This is a genomic window from Paraburkholderia fynbosensis (genome assembly GCF_902859935.1).
Classification (GTDB): Bacteria; Pseudomonadota; Gammaproteobacteria; order Burkholderiales; family Burkholderiaceae; genus Paraburkholderia; species Paraburkholderia fynbosensis.
Window position 1 is genome coordinate 137,983 of the sequence record NZ_CADIKI010000013.1, and the last position, 22,703, is coordinate 160,685.

Genomic DNA, 22,703 nt, shown 5'->3' on the forward strand with positions numbered 1-22,703 from the left:
GAGATCGTACGTCCCTCCTCCTCCAACTTGCCGTGCCGCGTGGCGCGGCATTTTTTTGTCTGTCAATCGCATGACACTATTTCATCCAGGGAAAACCCGTATAATCGCCTCAAGAGGTCAGACAACTAGAGGATGTAGCCGTCAAGACCCTGGCCCGCGCTCCACCGCGCGACGCCCACCCTGAACAGCCCTTCGCCAGCTCCGTGAATCCGACTGCCACTGCTCTGCCCTTCCGAAACGCCCTCTTTGCGATGCTCGGCATCGGTCTCGTCAACATGCTGGTCGCGCTCGACCAGACGGTCGTCAGCACCGCGCTGCCGTCTATCGTCGCCGAATTGCACGGCTTCGAATATTTCGCGTGGATCGCCAGCGCATACCTGCTGGCGTCGGTGGTGACGGTGCCGGTGTTCGGCCGGCTCGGCGACTACTTCGGCCGCAAGCGTTTCGTGATCGCCGCGGTGATCACGTTCACGGTGGCGTCGGTGCTGTGCGGCCTCGCCAACGACATGCTGTTTCTCGTCATCGCGCGCGGCCTGCAGGGCGTCGGCGGCGGGATGATGGTCGGCACGGCGTTCGCGTCGATACCGGATCTGTTTCCCGATGCCCGCACCCGCGTGCGCTGGCAAGTGGTGCTGGCCGCCGCGTATGGCATCGGCACGGCTGCGGGCCCGTCGCTCGGCGGCTGGATGAGCGAGCACTGGGGCTGGCGCTCGACCTTCCTCGTCAACCTGCCGGTCGGCGCCGCCGCGCTGTATTTCATCTGGGCGCATCTGCCGAGTTTCCGCCGTCCGCAAGAGGGAGAGGTCAAGATCGACTGGCTCGGCGCGGCGCTGGTCGCGGCGGTGCTCGCCGGCTTGCAGACTTTCATCGAAGCGGTGCCGAAAAGCGGGCTGACCACCGGCAACGTCGTATTGGCGGTGTGCGTGATCGCCGGCGCGATTGCGTTGTTCATCTGCGAAAAACGCGCCACGCATCCGATCATTCCGCTCGACCTGTTCAAGGACGCGCAACTCGTGACGCTGTTCACGCTCGGCATGCTGTCCGGCTTCGTGATGTTCTCGCTGATCTTCTTCGCGCCGCTGTTGCTGCAAGGCGGCTTTGGCCTGTCGCCGCAACAGGCCGGCCTGCTCGCGACACCGATCGCCGCCTGCATCGCGCTCGGCAGTCTGCTGAACACGCGCATCGTGATTCACATGAAGAAGCCCACGCGGATTCTGACGATCGGCTTCGCGCTGCTGATGTTCGCGTCGATCGCATTGGCGTTCGCGAATCCCGATACGCCGCATCTGCGCATCGTCGTGCCGATGGCGGCAGTCGGCATCGGTCTCGGGTTCATCCTCAACAATCTGAACGTGTTCGCCCAGGAAATTGCCGGGCGGGAGCGCTTCGGCATCACGACCGCGCTGCTGCAGTCCACACGGATGGTAGGCGGCATGCTCGGCACGAGCATCGTCGCGACCGTCGTCTCGCATCACTACCGCAACGTCGTCACACGCACGATCAGCGTGCTCGGCGAACCGGCCGCGTCGCAATGGCGGCCGCGCTTCGTCGACCTGCGCATTCTCATCGACGAAGCGTCGAGAACGAAGCTGATCGCGGATATGAAAACGTCAGGGCTCGATACGCTCGCGCTGCTCGATACGGCGCGCGATGCGCTGGTGCAGTCGATTCATATCGGCGTGTGGTTGACGGCGGTGGCGTCGCTGGCGGCGGCATTGCTGGTGCAGCGGATTTCGCACGTGGTGTTTCGGCGCAGCTGATGCCGCCAGGGGATCGCCTGCGGCGGCGGTCCCGGTTGGCGTGGTGAACGACGCGTCGATTTTCCTGGGACGGTGCAGGCATCGCGCGCAGTCGCTCGATCCAGCGATCTGCTACGCGTCGAGTTTGCGGATCGGCGGCAGTGGGCGGCGCGATCTCGTGGTCGGCTAACGCTACGCGAGCCGCAGCCGCAGCGGCAGCGGCATCGTGAAGATCACTGCCGGACCTGCGCAACGATTGCGTATTGCCACGTGCGTGTTGAAGCGAAGCGCGCACGTGGCGTCGAACAGCGCCAGGCGCCGCGCCGTTTCGCGCGCCGCCGCCCGCTGCGCCGCTGCAGTCAGGCTTTATTCAAGCATCAACGCACGAGGCACGGACGCTTGTTGTCGAACTTCCAGTTCGGGATCAGGTATTGCATCGCCACGCCGTCGTCACGCGCGCCGAGACCATGCTGCTGATACAGCGCATGCGCCTTCTCGATCTCGTCCATGTCCAGCTCGACGCCCAGCCCCGGCGCTTGCGGCACCTTCACCTTGCCGCCGACGATCTGCAACGGATCGCGCGTCAGACGCTGACCGTCCTGCCAGATCCAGTGCGTGTCGATCGCGGTGATCTTGCCCGGCGCCGCCGCGGCCACGTGCGTGAACATCGCAAGAGAAATGTCGAAGTGATTGTTCGAATGCGAGCCCCATGTCAGGCCCCAGTCGTTGCACATCTGCGCGACGCGCACCGAGCCCTGCATGGTCCAGAAATGCGGATCCGCGAGCGGAATGTCCACCGACTGCAACTGGATCGCGTGACCCATCTGGCGCCAGTCGGTGGCGATCATGTTGGTCGCCGTCGGCAGGCCGGTCGCGCGGCGGAATTCGGCCATCACCTCCCGGCCCGAGTAGCCGTTTTCCGCGCCGCACGGGTCTTCCGCATAGGCGAGCACGTCATGCTGGTCGCGGCATAGACGGATCGCTTCGGCAAGCGACCACGCACCGTTCGGGTCGAGCGTCACGCGTGCATGGGGGAAGCGTTCGGCGAGCGCGGTGACCGCTTCGATTTCGGCGTCGCCAGGCAGCACGCCGCCCTTCAGCTTGAAGTCGTTGAAGCCATAGCGCGCCTGGGCGGCTTCGGCGAGGCGCACGACGGCTTCGGGCGTCATCGCTTCTTCGGTGCGCACGCGGTCCCAGTCGTCGCGGCCATCGGCGCCGCTCGCGTACGGCAGATCGGTTTTCTTGCGATCGCCGATGTAGAACAGATAGCCGAGCATCTCCACTTCGTCGCGCTGCTGACCTTCGCCGAGCAGGGCCGCAACCGGCACGTCTAGGTGCTGGCCGAGCAAATCGAGCAATGCCGCTTCGAGCGCGGTCACCGCGTGAATCGTGGTGCGCAGATCGAAAGTCTGCAAGCCGCGGCCGCCCGCGTCACGGTCGGCGAACTGCGTGCGCGCCTTGTTCAGGATCGAATGCATATTGCCGATCGACTGGCCGACGACGAACGGACGCGCGTCGTCGATCGTCTTGCGGATGCTCTCGCCGCCCGGCACTTCGCCGACACCGGTATGCCCCGCGCTGTCACGCAGAATGACGATGTTGCGGGTGAAGAACGGACCATGTGCGCCGCTCAGATTCATCAACATGCTGTCGCGGCCGGCGACCGGCACGACGCGTAGCTCGGTGACGATCGGCGTGGCGTTCGATTCAGAGAGATTCGTGGACATGTAAATAGGATCTGTTGAGTAATAAAGCCGGCGGGTGGAAATCATCGCGACTCAAGGTCGCGTTCGACACCGATACCGGATGGAAAATCACGACCGCGTGACAAGCCCGCGGCTCGTAGTTCGTGATTGAAAATAGTGAACGTCAGTGTACTTTGCTGCGCAACGCCTCCGGCAGCTCGCTGTGAGCGCCGCGGCGATTGCGCGTCAGAAAGCCGGCTGCCGCCGCGATCAGCGAGGCTACACCCAGCGCATACAGGCCGCCCGTGATCGAGCCGGTGTGCTGCTGCAGATAGCCAAACGTGGCCGGCGCGAAGAAGCCGCCGAGGTTGCCCACCGAGTTGATCAGCGCGATCACGCCGGCGGCCACGCGGGCGTCCAGATAGCCCTGCGGAATTGGCCAGAACAGCGAAGCCGCCGCCTTGAAACCGATCGCCGCAAAGCAGATCGCCACGAACGAAAACACCGGATTGCCCGAGGTCGACGCAAACAGCCCGCACGCCGCGATGACGAGCGCCACCGCGAGCCATGCCTGCTGGAAGCGCCATTTCGCCGACAGCACCGCGAAGCAGTACATCGCGACCATCGCGATCAGCCACGGAATCGCGTTGAGCATGCCGACCTGGAAGTCGGACAGGCCGCCCATCTTGCGGATGATCGTCGGCAGCCAGAAGGTGGCCGCGTAAATGGTCAACTGGATCGCGAAGTACAGGAAGCAGAACAGCAGAATCTGCGGGTCCTTCAACAGCTTCATCGTTGGTAGATGCGCGCCGCCTTTCGCTTCGCGTTCGGCCTGCTCCGCCGCGATCGAGCGTTCGAGCACGCTCTGCTCTTCCCCGGTGAGCCACGTCGCGTCGCGGATATGCGACTTCAACAACATCCAGCTGACGCCGCACAGCACGATGGAAAAGCCACCTTCGATGAGGAACATCCACTGCCAGCCTTGCAGGCCGAAGCCGCGAATGGACAGCAGGCTGCCCGTGATCGGACCGGACAACACCGACGCGATCGCCGAGCCGGACAGGAAAACCGCCACTGCCTTGCCGCGCTCCTTCTGCGGCAGCCATTGCGTGAAGTAATACACCACACCCGGAAAGAAGCCCGCTTCGGCCACACCGAGCAGGAAGCGCAGCACGTAAAACGAGGTGTCGTTCCACACGAACGCCATGGCGCCCGCGACCAGCCCCCACGTGCCCATGATGCGGGTCAGCCACGCGCGCGCGCCGTACTTCTGCATCAATACGTTCGACGGCACCTCGAACAGTGCATAGCCGATGAAGAACAACCCGCTACCGAGCCCGTACGCCGCGGCGCCGATGCCCAGGTCCGTGTGCATGTGCGAATTGACGAAGCCGATATTCACGCGATCGATATAGTTCGCGATGAACATGATCAGAAAGAGCGGCAGCACGTGTCGCTTGACCTTTGAGACCGCGGAATCCAGCGGGTTGACTGCGGTGGTGAGGGCTGATGTCAAGGGTGTCTCCAGGATCGGCCACGCGCTGGCGGCCTGCTCGAACGTAACGCAACGACGCGACGCGCATTCGAGCAGGGAAAGCTATCCCGTCATGCGTGATATGTTGTCTGATGACAGTCTAGCTTGTCCCCTAACGATTCGAATTGGGTGTTTACCCTGCTTCCCCATTTGAACAAGGGTTAGCGGCGGACATTGCACTGTATGGCCGTCGCAAAATGGATAAGAGATAGTCGAACTAGGACGTCTGATGACTAGGCCGCGCGGCCGCTTAACGGCAATCGACACTCACCCGCCCAACCGATAAGCATTGGCGCATCGACCGCGTGAAAGCGCTCTAACCCGGCATGCGTTGCCGGCAAAATAGCCAACGCCGAGGCCGCCTGGCGCGCGAGAATCGAGTAAAGTCCTGTGCGATACTTTGCAGGAGGTCCAGCCACGGCGTCGCTCCCGATCCCGGCCGGCTCCATGATGATGGCCACTCGATCCGAACCGTCCGACGCCGTCACTCGCTCCCGCGAGCGTCCGCATTCCAGCCGATTAGTCAACAACCCTCAAAAATGAGCAGCCTAACTGAGAAGGTGGTGGCCACCCTTTCCGATGAAATTCGTCGCGGTACCCTGAGGCCGGGAGACCGCATTCCCACCGAAGTCGCGATGATGAAGCAGCTCTGCGTGAGCCGCTCCGTGGTGCGCGAAGCGATCTCACGCCTGCAGGCGGCCAAGGTGGTCGAGACGCGTCACGGCATCGGCACATTCGTGCTCGCGCCCGCCGCAGAAAAGCCGATGCAACTGCCCGCCGCTGATCTGTCGAGCATGCTCGACGTGATGGCGATCATCGAATTTCGCATCGACGTCGAGGCTGCCTCGGCCGCGCTCGCCGCCGCCAGGCGCACCGAGCAGAATCTCAAGCAGATTCGCGCGGCGCTGGAGCGCTTCGAGTCCGAACTCGAACGAGGCAGCACGGATACGCTGGCGCACGACATCGAGTTCCATCTGCAGATCGCGCGCGCCAGCGGCAATCGCTATTTTTTCGACGTGCTCAGCCAGCTCGGCCGCGCGGTAAGCCCTCGCACGCGGCTCGGTTCCGCCGAGATCGCGGAACTCGACCATATCGAGCATCTGCGCAATGTGCTCGGCGAACACCAATTGATTTATCGCGCGATCGAGCGACAGGACGCGGACGACGCGCGCGCGGCGATGCGCATGCATTTGAGCAATAGCCGCGAACGGCTGCGACGCGCGCATGAGTCGAGTAAAGCGGGCGGGTGAGGTTCTTTCCCGGATCCAATCGATGGAGGAATTTGAGCGTCGCGTATTGATCAGGCGCGTGTCGCGCGGCGCTCGCTCAACCCTCCATGACGGCCTCAAAAACGGGAAGCTACGCCGCGTATTTCCCGACGACGCGATAAGACCCAACACGCCCCACAGTTCAGGAAGACGCCAACCCCGGCGAAATTTCACGATGCGGGACGATGCGTTGCTTCGTAAAAAATCGTGGTGCGGGGCACAAATCAGGCATTTCGCAATGTCGCCCCGCGTTGCACATCGCAAAATGAGGCGCGTAACGCTTTATTTTTAAACGATATTTTTTGATCGATCGAACTGTCTAACCCTCCCTTGCGATGCGGTTCGCTGACGTAGACTCTTTTACAAGAGCAGCGGCTTCAGGCAGTCGAGTTTGGATGGGCTAGAAAAGACGCAGTCTGCCCAGTAGTCAAATCGACGCACGAAGCCACTCAGGCACCGCGGTTTTTAATTGGCAATTGGGAGACAAAAAATGAAAGGCTTTCGCTTTAGTTCGACTCAGGGAGCGTTCTATATTCTGCCGGGCCATGATGGCTGGGAGGCAACCTACGGCAACGATACGCTCGGTGAATTTTCCACCCCGCAACAGGCTGCCGACGACCTCGCGCGCGGCCTGACCTGCCCGCATCTGTCCGAAAGCGACGACACGTCGACGCTCGAAATCCCGGAGAAACTGGCCGATTGGGAAATCGTTCACGTGTGAGGGCGGGCATGACCGCTGGTCACGTGGATGTAGAAACGGCGATGGCGCTTGTGAGCGCCATCGCCGCCTTTACAGCTTGCTTCGCTGCTTGCGTCGGTACCTCAGTGGATGCTTCAGGCCACCGAGTCCACGATCTTGTTCAGCGTCGCGCTCGGGCGCATAGCCTGGCTCGTCAGTTCGGCATTCGGGCGGTAGTAACCGCCGATGTTCACCGGCTTGCCCTGCGCCGCACCCAGTTCTTCGACGATCTTCGCTTCGTTGTCGGCCATCGCCTTCGCGACACCGGCGAACTGCGCCTGCAGCGCGGCGTCGTCGGTTTGCGCGGCCAGCGCTTCGGCCCAGTACATCGCGAGGTAGAAGTGGCTGCCGCGGTTGTCGATGCCACCCACCTTGCGCGCCGGCGACTTGTCGTTGTCGAGGAACTTGCCGGTAGCCTGATCCAGCGTCTTGGCCAGAACCTGCGCCTTCGGGTTGTGGTACGCACTGCTCAGGTGTTCGAGCGACGCGGCCAACGCCAGGAATTCACCCAGCGAGTCCCAACGCAGGAAACCTTCTTCGACCAGTTGCTGAACGTGCTTCGGCGCCGAACCGCCCGCGCCGGTTTCGAACAGGCCGCCGCCTTCCATCAGCGGGACGATCGACAGCATCTTCGCGCTGGTGCCCAGTTCCATGATCGGGAACAGATCGGTCAGGTAGTCGCGCAGCACGTTGCCGGTAACCGAGATCGTGTCCTTGCCCGCGCGGATACGCTCGACCGAGAACTTGGTCGCTTCGACCGGCGTCATCACGCGGATGTCGAGACCGCTGGTGTCGTGATCCTTCAGGTATTGCTCGACCTTCTTGATGATCTGCGCGTCGTGTGCACGACCCGCGTCCAGCCAGAACACGGCCGGCGTGTTGGTCGCGCGGGCGCGGTTGACCGCCAGCTTGACCCAGTCCTGCACCGGCGCGTCCTTGGTCTGGCACATGCGCCAGATGTCACCCGCTTCCACCGGCTGCTCGATCAACACCGCGCCGGCTGCGTCGGTCACGCGGACGACGCCGTTCGCCGGAATCTGGAACGTCTTGTCGTGTGAGCCGTATTCTTCGGCGGCTTGCGCCATCAGGCCGACGTTCGGCACCGTGCCCATCGTGACCGGATCGAAGCCGCCGTGCTTCTTGCAGTCTTCGATCACCGCCTGATACACGTCCGCGTAGCAGCGGTCCGGAATCACGGCCTTGGCGTCGTGCAGCGCGCCGTCCGCGCCCCACATCTTGCCCGACTCGCGAATCATCGCCGGCATCGACGCGTCGACGATCACGTCGCTCGGTACGTGCAGGCTGGTGATGCCCTTGTCCGAATTGACCATGGCCAGTTGCGGACGCTGTGCGTATTGCGCCTTGATGTCGGCTTCGATCGCCGCGGCCGTTTCAGCCGGCAGATCCTTCAGACGCGCGTACAGGTCGCCGATACCGTTGTTCGGGTTGAAGCCGACTTTCGCCAGCGCGTCGGCATGCTTGGTCAGCACGTCCTTGTAGAACACCGACACCACGTGACCGAAGATGATCGGGTCCGAGACCTTCATCATCGTCGCCTTCAGGTGCACCGAGAACAGCACGCCCTTGTTCTTCGCGTCGGCGATTTCCGCTTCGATGAAGCTGCGCAGCGCGTTCTTGCTCAGCACCGACGCGTCGATGATCTCGCCCGCCTGCACCGCCGTCTTTTCCTTCAGGACCGTCTTCGTGCCGTCGGCGGCCGTCAGTTCGATCTTCACGGCGCCGGCTGCCGCGATCAGCGCCGACTTTTCGCTACCGTAAAAATCCCCGCCGCTCATGTGCGCGACATGCGACTTCGAGTCCGCGCTCCACGCGCCCATCTTGTGCGGGTGCTTGCGGGCGTAGTTCTTCACCGACAGCGGCGCGCGGCGATCCGAATTGCCTTCGCGCAGCACCGGGTTGACCGCGCTGCCCTTGATCTTGTCGTAGCGAGCCTTGACGTCTTTTTCGGCGTCGGTCGTGGCGACGTCCGGATAGGCCGGCAGCTTGTAGCCCTGATCGCGCAATTCCGCGATCGCGGCCTTCAGTTGCGGCACCGACGCGCTGATGTTCGGCAGCTTGATGATGTTCGCTTCCGGACGCGTGGTGAGTCCACCGAGTTCCGCCAGATCGTCGGAACCCTTCTGTTCCGCGGTCAGGTAGTCCGGAAATGCAGCAATGATCCGGCCGGCGAGCGAGATGTCGCGCGTTTCAACGATCACGTCGGACGAGCGCGTGAACGCCTTGACGATCGGCAGCAGCGAGTAAGTCGCCAGAGCAGGCGCTTCGTCGGTCAGGGTGTAGATGATCTTCGGCGGTGTGGACATGTTCGATGCTTTGCTAGATGAAGTGGTAGACAGAGCGTTGGTAGCGCTGAGCCAGCGGAGTTGCGACGAAGCAGCAAAAACGCAGCGCAACCCACGGCACTACTTTTTACGGCCCGACCGTGAGTATATGCGCGTTTTCCTCTATTCGCTGCTAAACAAACAGGTCCGGAAACCACCCTCAACAGGGTCGAGCCCCGCCAGATAAGGCTTTGGGACCAATGGGCGCTGTCTTGAGACAGATGTCTTATACATGACTCAACGGTGCGCGTGTTTGTAAATGCGAATTAGATGCATTAATATTCATGCGCTTTGGAGGTTTGCAACATCTGTTTAACAACCACTCGCTCGAACCCGCGCCGCAGCGCCCAACTCTGGTGCGCGGCGGCGTCACCCTGCCTAACTCAAACAAACATGCAGAAATCCTTTACGGCCGGCCGTCCGGCGTTTGCGCGCGCTCCGCGCCGCTCCCCTTCGCTCTTGAGCGCGGGGCTTCTGGTCAGCGTGGGCTTGTCGCTTTCCACGCTGTCATCGTCGGGGTGGGCGCAGTCCGCGGCTGGCGATGCGGCCGCCACGCTTCCTGCCGTGAGCGTATCGGCAGCGAAAGACACGACCGTGGCGCAGGCCGATACCGTCAGCGCCGGCGCGCTCGGTTCGCGCAAGCAGGTGGACACGCCGTTCTCGACGCGGGTCGTGACGAGCGAGGAAGCGCAGGATCTGTTCGCGACGACCGCCAACGACCTGTTCAAGTACGACCCGGCCGTGACCGTCAGCAGCGAAAACTCGGTTAGCGAAAACTCGATGTTCAATGTGCGCGGCATGCCGATCGACACGCTGAACAGCATCAAGGTGGACGGCCAGACCTTCCCGTCGTGGGACACCGACCTGTCGCTCGAACCGTTCGAGCAGGTCGAACTGCTCAAGGGCCTGTCCGGCTTCATGTACGGCTTCGGCTCGCCCGGCGGCATCGTCAATTATGTGTTGAAGCGCCCGACCGACGACCCGTACCGCAGCTTCACGCTCGGCTACAAGTCGTCCAGCGTGTTCACCCAGGCGGTGGATCTGGGCGGACGGTTCGGCAACGACAACCGCTTCGGCTACCGCCTGAACCTCGCCAACGAATACGGCAACACCGCCGAGGAGAACGGGCACGTAAGCCGCCAGGTCGCGTCACTCGCGTTCGACTTCCGCATTACGCCAGACCTCGTGCTGAGCGCCGACGCGTTCTACCAGAAACGCAAAACCGAAGGCACCCTGTTCGGCCTGATGTTCGCGGGCGGTATTCCCGACGCGAGCAAAGTCAGCGGCACGCTCACGCAGCCGCAGAATTACTACATGACGGAGATGACCTCGTTCGGCACGGGCCTCGACTATCGCCTCTCCGACAACTGGCACGCGAGCGTGAAGTACCGCTTCGCCAAGGAGAACCGCACCAACTCGGACAGCCTCCTGTACGTGTCCGACGACGCGGGCAACTACTCCAACACGCTCTACGCGGCGATGACGCGCTACTTCTACCAGAACGTCGACGCTATGGTGCAGGGCAAATTCAACACCGGCTTCATCAAGCACGACGTGGTGCTCGGCGCGGGGTACCAGACGCAGACCAGCGAGTACAGCAATAGCGTCGGCTGGAACGAAGGCTACTTCCTCGGCAAGGGCAATCTGTACAGCACCACGCTGCTGACCAACAACGAAGTCAGCATCGGCTCGGACCTCTATCGCGAGCAGCGCACCACGCAGGCCGCCGTGTATGCGAGCGACACGCTGCAGCTCACCTCGCGACTGTCCGCGTTGCTCGGTGTCCGTTACACGCAATACCGCCAGAACGTGTACGACCCGAACGGCGCCGTCACGTCGCAGTACAGCGCGAACCCGGTCACGCCGACTTTCGCGCTGATGTTCAAGACCGATCCGTATTCGACGGTGTATGCGAGCTACGTCGAGTCGCTGGAACAGGGCGGCGCGGCATCGAACCTGAACCTCAACTATCCGGCGACTTTCGGCCCGCTGCGCAGCAAGCAGTATGAAGTGGGCTTCAAGTCCGACCACAGCAAGTGGGGCGCCAACCTTGCGCTGTTCCGTGTCGATCAGGGCTACAACTACACGAACACCGCGAACATCTTCCTGCAGGACGGCACCAAGCGTTACACCGGCGTCGACGCGAGCGGCTGGCTCGCGCTGACCAGCGAATGGCGTGTGATGGGCGGCGTGATGTGGCTCGACACGAAGGCCGTCGACATCGACGATCCGGCCATCGAGGGCAAGCGCATTTATGGCGCACCGCGCTTGACGGTGACGGGCCGTGTCGAATACAACCCGGCGTATCTGCGTCCGTTGACGCTCGCGTTCGGCGGCAAGTACGTGGGCAACCAGGCGGTCGACGCGGCCAACACGCAGTTTGTGCCGGCCTACACCACGTTCGATCTGAGCGGCAGGTACGAGGCAAAGATTGCCGGCAAGGACGTCACGTTCCGCGCGGGCATCAATAACCTGTTCAACCGCCGCTACTGGACCACCGCCTGGGGCTATTACGTATCGCCGTCGCCGACTCGCACCGCCGTAGCGAGCGCTACTTTGCAATTCTAACTATCGCGTGATCGAGGGGCGGCCCGCCCGGGCGCCCCGATCATCGCGGGCATCTCCGCGACCAGCGCATCGATCGCGCAGCGCGTCTTCAGCGCGAGATAGCGGCTCTTCGGCCACACCGCGTGGATCTCCTGCGAAGGGCGGAAACAGTTCTCCATCACGGTCACGAGCTCGCCGCTTTGCTCATAGCGCGCCAGCAGCCAACTCGGCAGCCAGGCCAAACCAAATCCGGCGAGTGCGGCATCGAGTATGCCCTGCATGTCGTCGAAACCGAGTTGCGGCTCGACTTGCGCGCGGCGGATCTGCCCGTCGACGTCGACCACGTCCCAAGGTTGCGCGACACCTGCGCGCAGATACGCGATCACCGCGTGCCCGCGCAACTCATCGACGTTGCGCGGCGTGCCGTGCCGCGCCAGGTACGCAGGCGCGGCTCCGATGCTCGCGTGCTGCATGCCGAGCTTGCGCGCGGCGAGACTCGTGCTGTCGGCGAGCGGCCCCACCCGCACCACGAGATCGAAGCCCTCCTCCACCAGATCGACGAAGCGGTCGCTGACCGATATGTCGATCTTCAATTGCGGATGCTGGCGCGCGAGTCCAAGCAGCACCGGCGCCACGCAATAGTGGCCGAATGCTTGCGGCACGCTCACGCGCAGCCGCCCTTTCGGCGCCCGCCGCCCGGAATCCAGATCGGCCTCTGCGGCTTCGAGCTCGGCTAGCGCGCGTACGCAGCGGTCGTAATAAGCCTGGCCGTCCTCGGTGAGACTCTGGCTGCGCGTCGTGCGATGGATGAGACGCACGCCGAGCCGCTTTTCGAGCCGCACGATCACCTTGCCGACCGCCGAGCGCGTGAGGTTCAGGCGCTCGGCCGCCAGCGCAAAGCTACCTGTTTCGACGACGCGCACAAACGTCGTCACACCATCGAGGATGTCGCTCATACCTTCACCGGATTGGTTCCACCTTGGACACATTTCTGGGATTTTCGTGTGCCAATGGGGAGATAGATTCCCCCTATATTACCCATTCCATGATGGCCACGCCCATCGCCAAACGAGGTGAAGATCCATGTCCAGTCATCCGCACGCGCCGCCACGGCGCGACGAACGTGAAAAGCCTGAAATAACCGTACCTGATTCGCAAAGCGCGCGAACCAACGCAAGCGAGGCCGCCGCCGCCCCACCGCGCGCCGCCCTCCTCCGCAAGAACACGCTGGCGCTCGGCGCGGTCTGCCTCGCGTCGCTGATGTTCGGTCTGGAAATCTCCAGCGTGCCGGTGATCCTGCCCACGCTCGAGCACGTGCTGCACGGCGATTTCAAAGGCATGCAGTGGATCATGAACGCCTACACCCTAGCGGTGACCACCGTGCTAATGGCAACCGGCACCCTCGCGGACCGCTTTGGGCGCCGCAGGATTTTCGTCGTCGGCATCGCGCTATTCGGCATCACGTCGTTGCTCTGCGGCTTCGCGCAGAGCGTGCCGATGCTGATTGCCGCGCGCCTGTTGCAGGGCGCGAGCGGGGGCGCGATGCTGATCTGCCAGGTCGCCGTGCTCTCGCACCAGTTCAGTGACGGCCCCGAGCGCGCCCGCGCATTCAGCGCGTGGGGCATCATCTTCGGCATCGGGCTGGGTTTCGGGCCGATCATCGGCGGGATGATCGTCGCGGTGTCGAGCTGGCAGTGGGTCTTCTGGGTGCACGCGCTGCTTGCCGTCGTCACGTTGACGCTGGTTTTCGGCGGCGTACAGGAATCGCGCGATCCGCATGCGCATACGCTCGATGTCGCCGGCATCGTCACGCTTTCGCTGGCGGTTTTCGGCCTCGTGTACTTCATCACCCAGGTCCCGGCGCTGGGTTTCACGAATCCGCTCGCGCTCTTCATCATCACCGCGAGCGTGCTCGCCTTCGTGGCCTTTCTCTGTGCGGAGAAACTGAGCCCGCGGCCGATGTTCGATTTTTCGGTATTCAGGATTCCGCAGTTTTCGGGCGCGCTGATGGGCTCGGCGGGCATGAACTTCAGCTTCTGGCCGTTCATGATCTATCTGCCGATCTACTTCCAGATCGGACTCGGTTACGACAGCGTGAGCGCGGGCCTCGCGCTGCTCGCGTACACGTTGCCGACGCTGCTGTTCCCGCCGCTCGGCGAACGGCTCGCGCTGCGCTACGGTTCGGGCATCGCGATACCGGTGGGCCTGTTGACGATCGGCCTTGGCTTCATGCTGATGAGACTCGGCAGCGGCGCCGCGTATCCGGGCGTGTCGAGCATGCTGCCCGGCTGCGTGATTGCAGGCGCGGGCCTCGGCCTCACCAACACGCCCGTCACCAACACGACCACCGCCGCGGTGCCCACGCAGCGCGCGGGCATGGCATCCGGCATCGACATGAGCGCGCGGATGATCACGCTCGCCATCAATATTGCGTTGATGGGGGCGATCCTGGTCGGCGGCATTCTCTACCATCTGAAGACGAACCTGCCGGCCACGCTCGACATCGCGGAACTCGGCCGGCTGGCGGAAAAAGTGGCGGCAGGCGATGTCGACGCGATCCGCGCGGGCGTCCCGGCGCTCACGCGAATCGATCCGTCCGGCAGCATCGTCCATGCTGCGCTGATGCGGGGTTTCGGCTGGGTGATGCTTTACGGAGGAATCGGCGTGTGGGTGCTCGCGGCCCTCAGTTTCGTGATCTCGGGGAGCGCTTCAAGGAGGCTGACTAGAGTGTCCGCCTCGAAGCAGACATCGCCCGCGACACGGCAGGCCGCTCGCTGCGACTCATGCTAAACCGCCGCAGCCTGGCTGGCGGTCACAGCCAGGCACCGGCAGACCGAACAGACTCAACGGCCCAGGAACTCGACAACCATGCTGTTGAACTTGTCCGCGTGTTCCCATTGCCCCCAATGACCGCAGCGGCTGAAGATATGCATGTCCGCATTCTGCATGCCGGCGACGAGGCGCAGACCCACGTCCATCGGTACGAAACGATCGTCGCGCCCCCGGATCACCGAGCGTTTGCTCGGACACCCGAGCTTCAAACGGCTGCGCGTGAAATGATCGAAGGGTTGGAGGCGGAGGCGTCCGCGCGGTAGCAAAGCCACGCCGCGCGCGGGACGTGAGCGGCGTTCTTGACAGCTGGCGCAGTGGCGCAGTGGTGAAACAGGAGCGTGCTGGTAGCTATCGGCTCGGCCAGCAATCTAACGTAGCGCGAATCATTCCCAACGCGGTGCGGAACTAAACTTACTCGCCGGACAGGTTGAGCAGACGATTCACCGCCGATGCGGGGTACCGGCCCATGCTTCGGCATGCCGTGGCGGATCGAAGCGTCATCACGTGAGCACGTCAGTCCTTCAGTGATTCGCGCCTCACACGCCGCCCGCGTTATGCAGCATGATGGCTTGCGGGCAAAGCGGTCTTAATCTGGTACAACTGATGTCCGTGTTGATGCTCGCCCCGGTCCGCGCAAGACCTTCGCGGCGATCGTCACGCCAGGCTTCCTCCGCAAAAGACCGGCGTTCCCGAGCGACGGCAGCGAATGACAGCGACTGATGAAATCCCGGTTCCGAACATGGAAACGTTGACATACCCGTCTTGATGGAGTGATCGATGGCCGATGTTTACCTGCAGGTGATCGCACATTACTTTGCCAAACCCGGCAACGGCGACGCGCTGGTGAAGCCCCTCACGGAGCTTGCCGCGGCAACCCGCGCCGAGCCCGGCAACCTGTACTACGAATTCTTCCGCTCGCCGCTCGATCCCGAGCACTTCGTGATCATGGAGCAGTACAGCCACGCCGATGGCCTCGCCGTGCATCGCGAGACCGAGCACTTTCAGCGCATCGGCGTCGGCATCATCATTCCGCTGCTCGAGCGGCGCGAAGTGTCGAGCCATCTGGTATCCGGAGACACAGCATGATGAACGCATTCAAATTTCAAATGGTGCCAACGCTCGTCGTCGAGTTCGGCGCCGCGCGTCGCCTCGGTGCGCTGCTGCGTGCGCAATTTCCGGCGCTCACGCGTTTGTGTGTCGTCACCGATGGTTTTCTGCACACGAGCGGCCTGCTGAATCCGGCGCTCGCCGATCTCGCCGCGCACGGCTGGAACGCCACCGTGATCGACGACGTGATCGCCGATCCGCCCGAGCACATCGTGCTCGAAGCGACGTCCCGTGCGCGGCAGGCCGGCGCGGAAATCGTGCTGGGGCTCGGCGGCGGATCGTCGATGGATGTCGCCAAGCTGATCGCCGTGCTCGCGCCGCAACAGGAGCAGGCGCTCGGCGAGATGTATGGCGTGAACAAGGTGAGCGTCGCGCGCTTGCCGCTCGTGCAGATGCCGACCACGGCGGGCACCGGCTCGGAAGTGACGGCCGTGTCGATCGTGACGGTGGGTGAAGCGAAGAAGATGGGCGTGGTCGCGCCGCAACTGATCGCCGATCTCGCGATTCTCGATGCGGAGCTCACGCTCGGCCTGCCCGTGGCCGCGACCGCGGCAACCGGCATCGATGCGATGGTTCATGCGATCGAGGCATACACGTCCGCGCATCTGAAGAATCCCGTTTCCGACATGCTCGCGGTGAAGGCGCTCGAGCTGCTGTCGCGCAACCTCTTGCCCGCCTGCGAGAACGGCCAGAAGCGCGATGCACGCGAAGCGATGCTGCTCGGCGCAACCTTCGCGGGGCAGGCGTTCGCCAATGCGCCAGTGGCGGCGGTGCATGCGCTCGCGTATCCGATCGGTGGCATTTATCACGTGCCGCATGGCCTTTCGAACGCGCTCGTGTTGCCGCACGTGTTGCGCTTCAACGCCGAGGCGGCGGCTCACCTGTACGCGGAACTCGCGGACGTGATCGTGCCGGAGGCGCCGGGCAGCGACGCGAGCAAGACTCAGGCGCTGATTGAACGGCTCGAACATATGATCGCCGCGACCGCGATTCCGGGGCGGCTTCGCGATGTCGGCATTGCACGCGACGGGCTCGAACGGATGGCAAGCGATGCGATGTTGCAGACGCGGTTGCTGGTGAACAATCCACGCCCGGTTAGCGAGAGCGATGCGTTGGGGATTTACGTCGCGGCGTTTTGAGGGCGGGTTCGCAGGGAGGCCGGGGGACGGAGACGGATGCGCCGGGTGGCTGTAGGTTAGCTGCGAATCGGTTTGCGGCTGGCCGTGGCCGGCCCCGACGCAGTGCTCGGGACATTCTCGATGCGATCCTCTGGCTACTGTAGAGAAAAGAGAAGTGGCACAAATTGCCGGGAAGGTTCCTCCGCAGCAGACCTGCTATCTGCGGTACATGACGTGCAAGAATACGGGCGCGCTGGATCAAGTGAGTGAACTCCTTCCTGCCGGTGATGCCGAGCTGTCGAGCAGTTGATTCGGACAGCCGGTTTGCTTCGGATACCCTATCGGTCACGGAGCGCGATGGCAGCGCGCGGGAACGACACGCTGATGTGCACACCCTTGCCGCCGACACCCGGCTTGAGCGCGATCTCGCCGTGATGCGTATCGGCAATTTCGCGCACGATAGCGAGACCCAGGCCGGTGCCCTCGGTATCGGCCGACGCCCGGAAGAAAGGCTCGAACACGCGGCTGCGCGACTCGGCCGGAATGCCGGGACCATCGTCGAGCACACTCACGGTGACCGTATCGGCGTTGACGCTAACGGCAACCGTGACGTGGCCGCCGCTGCCGGTATAGCGAATCGCGTTCTCCGCGAGATTCGCGATCAGCGCCTGAAGCAGCCCTCGATGCCCGCTCACCGGCGCGATGCCCTTCAGCTCGGCGCCCAGATCGATCTCTCGTGCCTGCGCGAGCAGGGCGAGATCTTCCATGACTTCCATCGCAAGCGGCACCAGGTCCACGGTTTCCGTCGCGAGCTGCGTATTGTCGGTGGCTTCGGCCTGTGCCAGCAACAACAGCTTGTTGGTTAGCGCGACCATCGAACGATTGCTCCGATGCATTGCGGCAAGCGCTTCGTCGAGCGCGGGATGAATGCCGTCCTGCTGCCGCGCGAACTGCAACTGCGTGCCAAGCAGCGTGAGCGGCGTGCGCAACTGATGCGCGGCGTCGGCGATGAAACGACGTTGCGCCGCCACCTGTACACCGAGCCGCGCGATGCATTGATTGATCGCTTCGACGATCGGGCGCAACTCGGTGTGCAGCCGCTCGACGCGAATCGGTTCGAGCTGCATCGGGTCGCGGTCGGTGACATCCTCTTTGACTTTCATCAGCGGCCGCAATTCGAACGTCAGTCCGATGCACACCAGCGCCACCGCGAGCGCGATCATCGCGATCTGCCGCACGAGTTGCGGCTGCCACAATTGCTGAGCCATGGCGTCGCGCGAGCGCACGGTTTTGCCCACCGTGACCCGCACGCGGCGCGTCGCGCCATTGTCGTACATGAGACGCACGAGCCCGACCGCACGCACCGGCTGGCCTCGCAGCTCGGCGTCGTAATGGTCGGGCGTGTCGGCCGCCTGCACCGGGCGCGGCGGAAAATCCGGCGTGCCGGCGAGCAACCGTCCATCGTCGACACGCACGCTATAGAACACCTGATCGCGATACGGCGACACGAATACTTCGAGCGCGGCGGGCGGCACGTCGACGCGCAGGAAGCCATCCACCCACTCCACTTCGCCGGCGATCATGCGCGCCGACGAGATCAACTGGTTGTCCTGCACGAGATCGGCCGTGCGCCGCGCGTTGTCGTATTCGGCCTTGCCGGTGACGAACACATATAACGCGAGCGGCACCAGCAGCCACCACAACAAGCGTATCCGCAGGCTATTGGTCATCGTCTTTCTTGCGCAGCAGATAGCCCAGCCCGCGCAGCGTGACGATCGCCGCCGAGCTGCCGTCGAGTTTCTTGCGCAAACGCGAGATGTAGATTTCGACCGCGTCCTCGCTCGGTTCGTCGGCGAGTGTGAAGATCGCATCGACCAGGGCGGGCTTCGTCACCGTCTTGCCGAGGCGCAGGATCAACGCTTCGAGCACCGAGCGCTCGCGCGGCGTGACGTTCAGCGGTGCGCCCTTTAGCGTGAACTGGCGCGTGTCGATGTCGAAGGCCAGATCGCCGCACACCACCTCGCTCGCCTTCGACGGCGACTGACGGCGGATCGCCACTTTGATGCGCGCAATCAGCTCGCGTACTTCAAATGGTTTGACGAGGTAATCGTCCGCGCCAGCGCCAAGCAGTTCCACCTTTTCGTCGATCGAACCGCTCGCGGTCAAGATCAGCACCGGCGTCGCGTCGCCGCGCTGGCGCAAGCGGCGCAGCACGTTCTTGCCCGAGAGCTTCGGCAGATTCAGGTCTAGCAGGATCACGTCGTAATGATTGGTGCGCAGTAGCTGGTCGGCCGCGTCGCCGTCCTGCACGGCGTCGAGCGCGAACGCCTCCTGCTCGAGCATTTTCGCAAGCCAGTGCGCGAGCGTGGGATTGTCTTCGATGAGCAGCAGCTTCATGGCAGGGACGGCAAAAGTCAGGCCGTCGATTGTGCCGTAAAACAAGGGCTTTGCGCGCGCCCCGTTTGATCCACCGCACACGGAACGTACGCTTGCGGCCGGAGCGCAGCGGGGTTTACACGCAGTACGGGGTTAACACTCATGCTTTGTCGAAGCCTCAGAAAGCTAGCAGAAGGTTTCAGATTTCTATAATCGCCATCATTCACCCAGAAAGCGCCGCCTGCCATACCCGCGGCGACCAAACCTAAGGAGACTGCTTCATGCGTACCTTGCGCCAGATTGCCGCTGTGTCAGGTGTTGCGTTCACCCTCGCCGCCGCTTCGGCTGCCGCACACGCCGAAAAACTCACGATCATGGTCGGCGGCGCCACCAAGATCATCTATCTGCCGGCCAAGCTCACCGAACAGCTCGGCTACTTCAAGGACGAGGGTCTCGACGTCGAGATCCTCTCGCAACCGGCGGGCGTCGACGCGGAAAACGAACTGCTCGCGGGCGCGGTGCAAGGCGTGGTGGGCTTCTACGACCACACGATCGATCTGCAAAGCAAGGGCAAGGAAGTTCAGGCGTTGGTGATCTTTGGCCAGGTGCCGGGCGAAGTGGAAATGGTGTCGACCAAGGCGGCCGGCACGTTCAAAAGCATGGCCGACGCGAAGGGCAAGACCCTCGGCGTGACCGGCCTGGGCTCGTCGACGAGTTTCCTCACGCAATACCTCGCGCAACGCGCGGGTGTGCCCTCCACGCAATACACGCTGTTGCCGGTGGGCGCGGACAACAGCTTCATCGCGGCCATCAAGCAAAGCCGTATCGACGCCGGCATGACGACCGAGCCGACCGTTTCGCAACTTCTGAAGACCGGCGACGCCAAGGTGCTGGTCGACATGCGCACGCTGGAAGGCACGCGCGCCGCGCTCGGCGGCACGTATCCGGCTTCGAGCTTCTACGTGCAGCGCGCCTGGGCCGAGTCGCACAAGGACGATGCCGCGAAACTCTCGCACGCTTTCGCCAGAACACTGAACTTCATTTCGACGCACAGCGCCGAGGAGATCGCCGCGAAGATGCCGAAGGACTACTACGGCAACAACAAGGACCTGTACGTCGGCGCGCTGAAGGCTTCGCTGCCGATGTTCACGAAGGACGGCAAGATGCCCGCCGACGGCCCGGATACTGTGCTGAAGGTGCTGTCCGCGTTCAATCCTTCGGTGAAGGGTAAGCACATCGATCTCGCCAAGACCTACAGCAACGACTACCTGTCGGCGCCGGTCAACACCGCGGCGAAGTAAGGCTTTTTTCAATATCACGAGCACTGCGAGGCACCAGCCGATGAATCAACCTATGTCACGCGATACACCAGCGATCGAGATGCGCAACGTGTCGTGCCGTTTCATCTCGCCGGACGGCAAGGCGACGGTCGCGCTGCGCGACTTCAGCATGTCGGTGGCGCGCGGCGAATTCGTCGCGGTGGTCGGCCCGACGGGTTGTGGCAAGTCCACCACGCTCAGCATGATTACCGGCTTGCTGAAGCCCACCACCGGCGAAGTGCGCGTGATGGGCGCGCCCGTGGACGGCATCGACCCGCGCATCGGCTTCGTGTTCCAGGCCGACGCCGTGTTCCCGTGGCGCACGGTGCTCGACAACGTGGCCGCCGGTCCGCTGTATCGCGGCCGCTCTAAGTCGGCCGCGTACGACGAAGCCAACGAATGGCTGCGCCGCGTGGGCCTCGACAAGTTCGGCAAGCACTATCCGCATCAACTGTCGGGCGGCATGCGCAAGCGCGTCGCGCTCGCGCAGACCTTCATCAACAAGCCGGAAATCCTGCTGATGGACGAGCCCTTCTCGGCGCTCGACATGCAAACGCGCACGTTGATGCAGGACGAACTGCTGCAACTGTGGGGCGGAGCCGGATCGGTGGTGTTCGTTACGCACGATCTGGAAGAAGCGATTGCGCTCGCCGACCGCGTGTTCGTGCTGACCGCGCGCCCCGCGACGCTGAAGAAGGTGTACGAAATCGATTTGCCGCGTCCGCGCGTCACCTCGGAGGTTCGCTACGACCCGCGTTTCATCGAAATCTCGCGCGACATCTGGCATGACCTGCGCGAAGAAGTGCAGATCGGATAATCAAGGAACGGCAAACATGTCTACTACCCCTCAACAGATGATGCCCTCGGGCATCGACGCCGCGTCGCTCGCGCATGTCGAACGCGTCGCGCAAAAACGCATCCGGCAACGTCATGCGCTGGTGATCACGCTGCGCGTGCTCGTGCTCGTGGTCGTGCTCGGCGGATGGGAGCTGTCCGCGCGCCTGAAGTGGATCGACCCGTTCTTCTTCTCGATGCCGACCGCCATTTTCGATCAGATCGTCGACTGGTTCGTGAACGGCACGTCGCAAGGCCCGTTGCTCACCCAGGTGTGGGTCACGCTCGAAGAAACCGGGCTCGGCTTCATCATCGGCTCGGTGGCGGGCATCTTCTGCGGCATCGTGCTCGGCCGCAACAAGCTGCTCTCCGATGTGTTCAGCCTCTACATCAAGATTGCCAACTCGATTCCGCGGGTGGTGCTCGGCTCGGTATTCGTGATCGCGTTGGGCCTCGGGATGGCGTCGAAGGTGGCGCTCGCGGTGGTGATGGTGTTCTTCGTCGTGTTCGCCAATGCGTTCCAGGGCGTGCGTGAAGCCGACCGTTACATGATCGCGAATGCGCAGATTCTCGGCGCGTCGCGTCGCCAGGTGACGACTTCGGTGGTGATTCCGTCGGCGCTGAGCTGGATTCTCGCCAGCTTGCACGTGAGCTTCGGCTTTGCGCTGGTCGGCGCGGTGGTCGGCGAGTTTCTCGGGTCGAAGCAGGGGATTGGCCTGTTGATCTCCACGGCACAAGGTGCATTCAATGCGAGCGGCGTGTTCGCGGCGATGATCGTGCTGGCCGTGGTCGCGCTGGCGGCTGATTATCTATTGACCGCAATCGAGCAGCGTCTGCTCAAATGGCGTCCCGCTGCGGTGTGAGCGAAATGTATGAGGCCGTGTAGTACACGGCCGCAGCGTATCTTGCCGTTCAGTCCGCGACTGAACGGCATTTTTTCTTTGTGTCGCAAGAAAGCGGGCAATGAAGCGACTACGCACTGCGTCGCTTGAATAACGCCGCACCTGCTTCGTTCTCAGATCAGGAAGCGAAAAGCGGGTTTTCTCGCAGCCGTTCTTCCTGGATCACGCACCTTCCTGTCTTCCGTGGGCTTTCTCCCACGCGATGTCGTCCGCCAGCCAACTTCCCCACCGGAATGCGTTGGCTTGCGCACAACACTCTCCGCGTGCCTGACCTCTGCATTAGCCCCACACGCCGCTAGCATAAAGGCCGGCGCCCCGTTGGCACGGTCAATGCGTCATTGCGCCCAGTCAAGTCGCGCAG

Annotated in this window: 16 protein-coding genes and 1 pseudogene; 10 read left to right on the forward strand and 7 right to left on the reverse strand. The window is 63.1% G+C overall.

Annotated elements, in window-relative coordinates:
* Positions 1-251: 251 nt before the first annotated feature.
* Entirely contained in the window at positions 252-1,760 is a 1,509-nt protein-coding gene (locus HV770_RS21955; RefSeq protein WP_168667363.1) for an MFS transporter, read from the forward strand.
* A gap of 356 nt (positions 1,761-2,116) precedes the next feature.
* On the opposite strand, the gene gudD is transcribed toward HV770_RS21955, so the two are convergent.
* On the reverse strand, positions 2,117-3,466 hold the full coding sequence (gene gudD, locus HV770_RS21960) for a glucarate dehydratase (protein WP_175162913.1): 1,350 nt from the start codon (positions 3,464-3,466) through the stop codon (positions 2,117-2,119).
* A 142-nt stretch (positions 3,467-3,608) separates the two neighbouring features.
* Positions 3,609-4,940, reverse strand: coding sequence for an MFS transporter (locus HV770_RS21965; RefSeq protein ID WP_175162915.1), 1,332 nt, complete (start codon positions 4,938-4,940; stop codon positions 3,609-3,611).
* 557 nt (positions 4,941-5,497) lie between these two features.
* On the opposite strand from HV770_RS21965, the gene HV770_RS21970 reads away from it, so the two are divergent.
* Entirely contained in the window at positions 5,498-6,208 is a 711-nt protein-coding gene (locus HV770_RS21970) for a FadR/GntR family transcriptional regulator (protein ID WP_175162917.1), read from the forward strand.
* A 508-nt stretch (positions 6,209-6,716) separates the two neighbouring features.
* On the forward strand, positions 6,717-6,947 hold the full coding sequence (locus tag HV770_RS21975) for a hypothetical protein (protein ID WP_168667352.1): 231 nt from the start codon (positions 6,717-6,719) through the stop codon (positions 6,945-6,947).
* A gap of 113 nt (positions 6,948-7,060) precedes the next feature.
* Here HV770_RS21975 and HV770_RS21980 read toward each other — a convergent pair whose 3' ends face one another.
* Entirely contained in the window at positions 7,061-9,289 is a 2,229-nt protein-coding gene (locus HV770_RS21980; RefSeq protein WP_175162919.1) for an NADP-dependent isocitrate dehydrogenase, read from the reverse strand.
* 411 nt (positions 9,290-9,700) lie between these two features.
* Between HV770_RS21980 and HV770_RS21985 the strand changes: the two genes are divergently transcribed.
* Complete coding sequence (locus HV770_RS21985; protein ID WP_175162921.1) at positions 9,701-11,875, forward strand: TonB-dependent siderophore receptor; 2,175 nt, start codon at positions 9,701-9,703, stop codon at positions 11,873-11,875.
* On the opposite strand, the gene HV770_RS21990 is transcribed toward HV770_RS21985, so the two are convergent.
* Positions 11,872-12,810, reverse strand: a complete 939-nt coding sequence (locus tag HV770_RS21990) for a LysR family transcriptional regulator (RefSeq protein ID WP_175162922.1) — start codon at positions 12,808-12,810, stop codon at positions 11,872-11,874. The genes HV770_RS21985 and HV770_RS21990 overlap by 4 nt on opposite strands.
* A 127-nt stretch (positions 12,811-12,937) precedes the next feature.
* On the opposite strand from HV770_RS21990, the gene HV770_RS21995 reads away from it, so the two are divergent.
* A complete protein-coding gene (locus tag HV770_RS21995; RefSeq protein WP_175162924.1) occupies positions 12,938-14,644 on the forward strand; it encodes an MFS transporter in 1,707 nt (568 codons plus the stop codon).
* A gap of 53 nt (positions 14,645-14,697) precedes the next feature.
* Here HV770_RS21995 and HV770_RS22000 read toward each other — a convergent pair.
* A pseudogene (locus HV770_RS22000) lies at positions 14,698-14,865 on the reverse strand (2-hydroxy-6-oxo-6-phenylhexa-2,4-dienoate hydrolase); the annotation flags it as partial.
* A 598-nt stretch (positions 14,866-15,463) separates the two neighbouring features.
* Here HV770_RS22000 and HV770_RS22005 point away from each other — a divergent pair.
* On the forward strand, positions 15,464-15,772 hold the full coding sequence (locus HV770_RS22005; RefSeq protein WP_175162926.1) for a putative quinol monooxygenase: 309 nt from the start codon (positions 15,464-15,466) through the stop codon (positions 15,770-15,772).
* A complete protein-coding gene (locus HV770_RS22010; RefSeq protein ID WP_175163055.1) occupies positions 15,772-16,932 on the forward strand; it encodes an iron-containing alcohol dehydrogenase in 1,161 nt (386 codons plus the stop codon). Before HV770_RS22005 ends, HV770_RS22010 begins: the two co-directional genes overlap by 1 nt.
* A gap of 317 nt (positions 16,933-17,249) precedes the next feature.
* On the opposite strand, the gene HV770_RS22015 is transcribed toward HV770_RS22010, so the two are convergent.
* Both HV770_RS22015 and HV770_RS22020 read right to left on the reverse strand, forming a co-directional pair.
* Positions 17,250-18,641 (reverse strand): sensor histidine kinase, encoded by a 1,392-nt coding sequence (locus HV770_RS22015; protein WP_175162928.1) that lies wholly within the window; start codon positions 18,639-18,641, stop codon positions 17,250-17,252.
* Positions 18,631-19,308: a response regulator gene (locus HV770_RS22020; RefSeq protein WP_121323622.1), complete on the reverse strand. Its 678-nt coding sequence runs from the start codon at positions 19,306-19,308 to the stop codon at positions 18,631-18,633. Before HV770_RS22020 ends, HV770_RS22015 begins: the two co-directional genes overlap by 11 nt.
* Positions 19,309-19,568: 260 nt before the next feature.
* On the opposite strand from HV770_RS22020, the gene HV770_RS22025 reads away from it, so the two are divergent.
* Genes HV770_RS22025 through HV770_RS22035 form a run of 3 tightly spaced genes read left to right on the forward strand, consistent with a single transcriptional unit; the run spans position 19,569 to position 22,303 of the window.
* Positions 19,569-20,588, forward strand: a complete 1,020-nt coding sequence (locus tag HV770_RS22025) for an ABC transporter substrate-binding protein (RefSeq protein ID WP_175162930.1) — start codon at positions 19,569-19,571, stop codon at positions 20,586-20,588.
* 40 nt (positions 20,589-20,628) lie between these two features.
* The gene (locus HV770_RS22030) at positions 20,629-21,423 is read left to right on the forward strand and encodes an ABC transporter ATP-binding protein (protein ID WP_121323624.1); all 795 of its coding nucleotides are present in this window, start codon (positions 20,629-20,631) and stop codon (positions 21,421-21,423) included.
* A gap of 16 nt (positions 21,424-21,439) precedes the next feature.
* Complete coding sequence (locus HV770_RS22035; RefSeq protein WP_121323625.1) at positions 21,440-22,303, forward strand: ABC transporter permease; 864 nt, start codon at positions 21,440-21,442, stop codon at positions 22,301-22,303.
* The last annotated feature ends 400 nt before the right edge of the window (positions 22,304-22,703 follow it).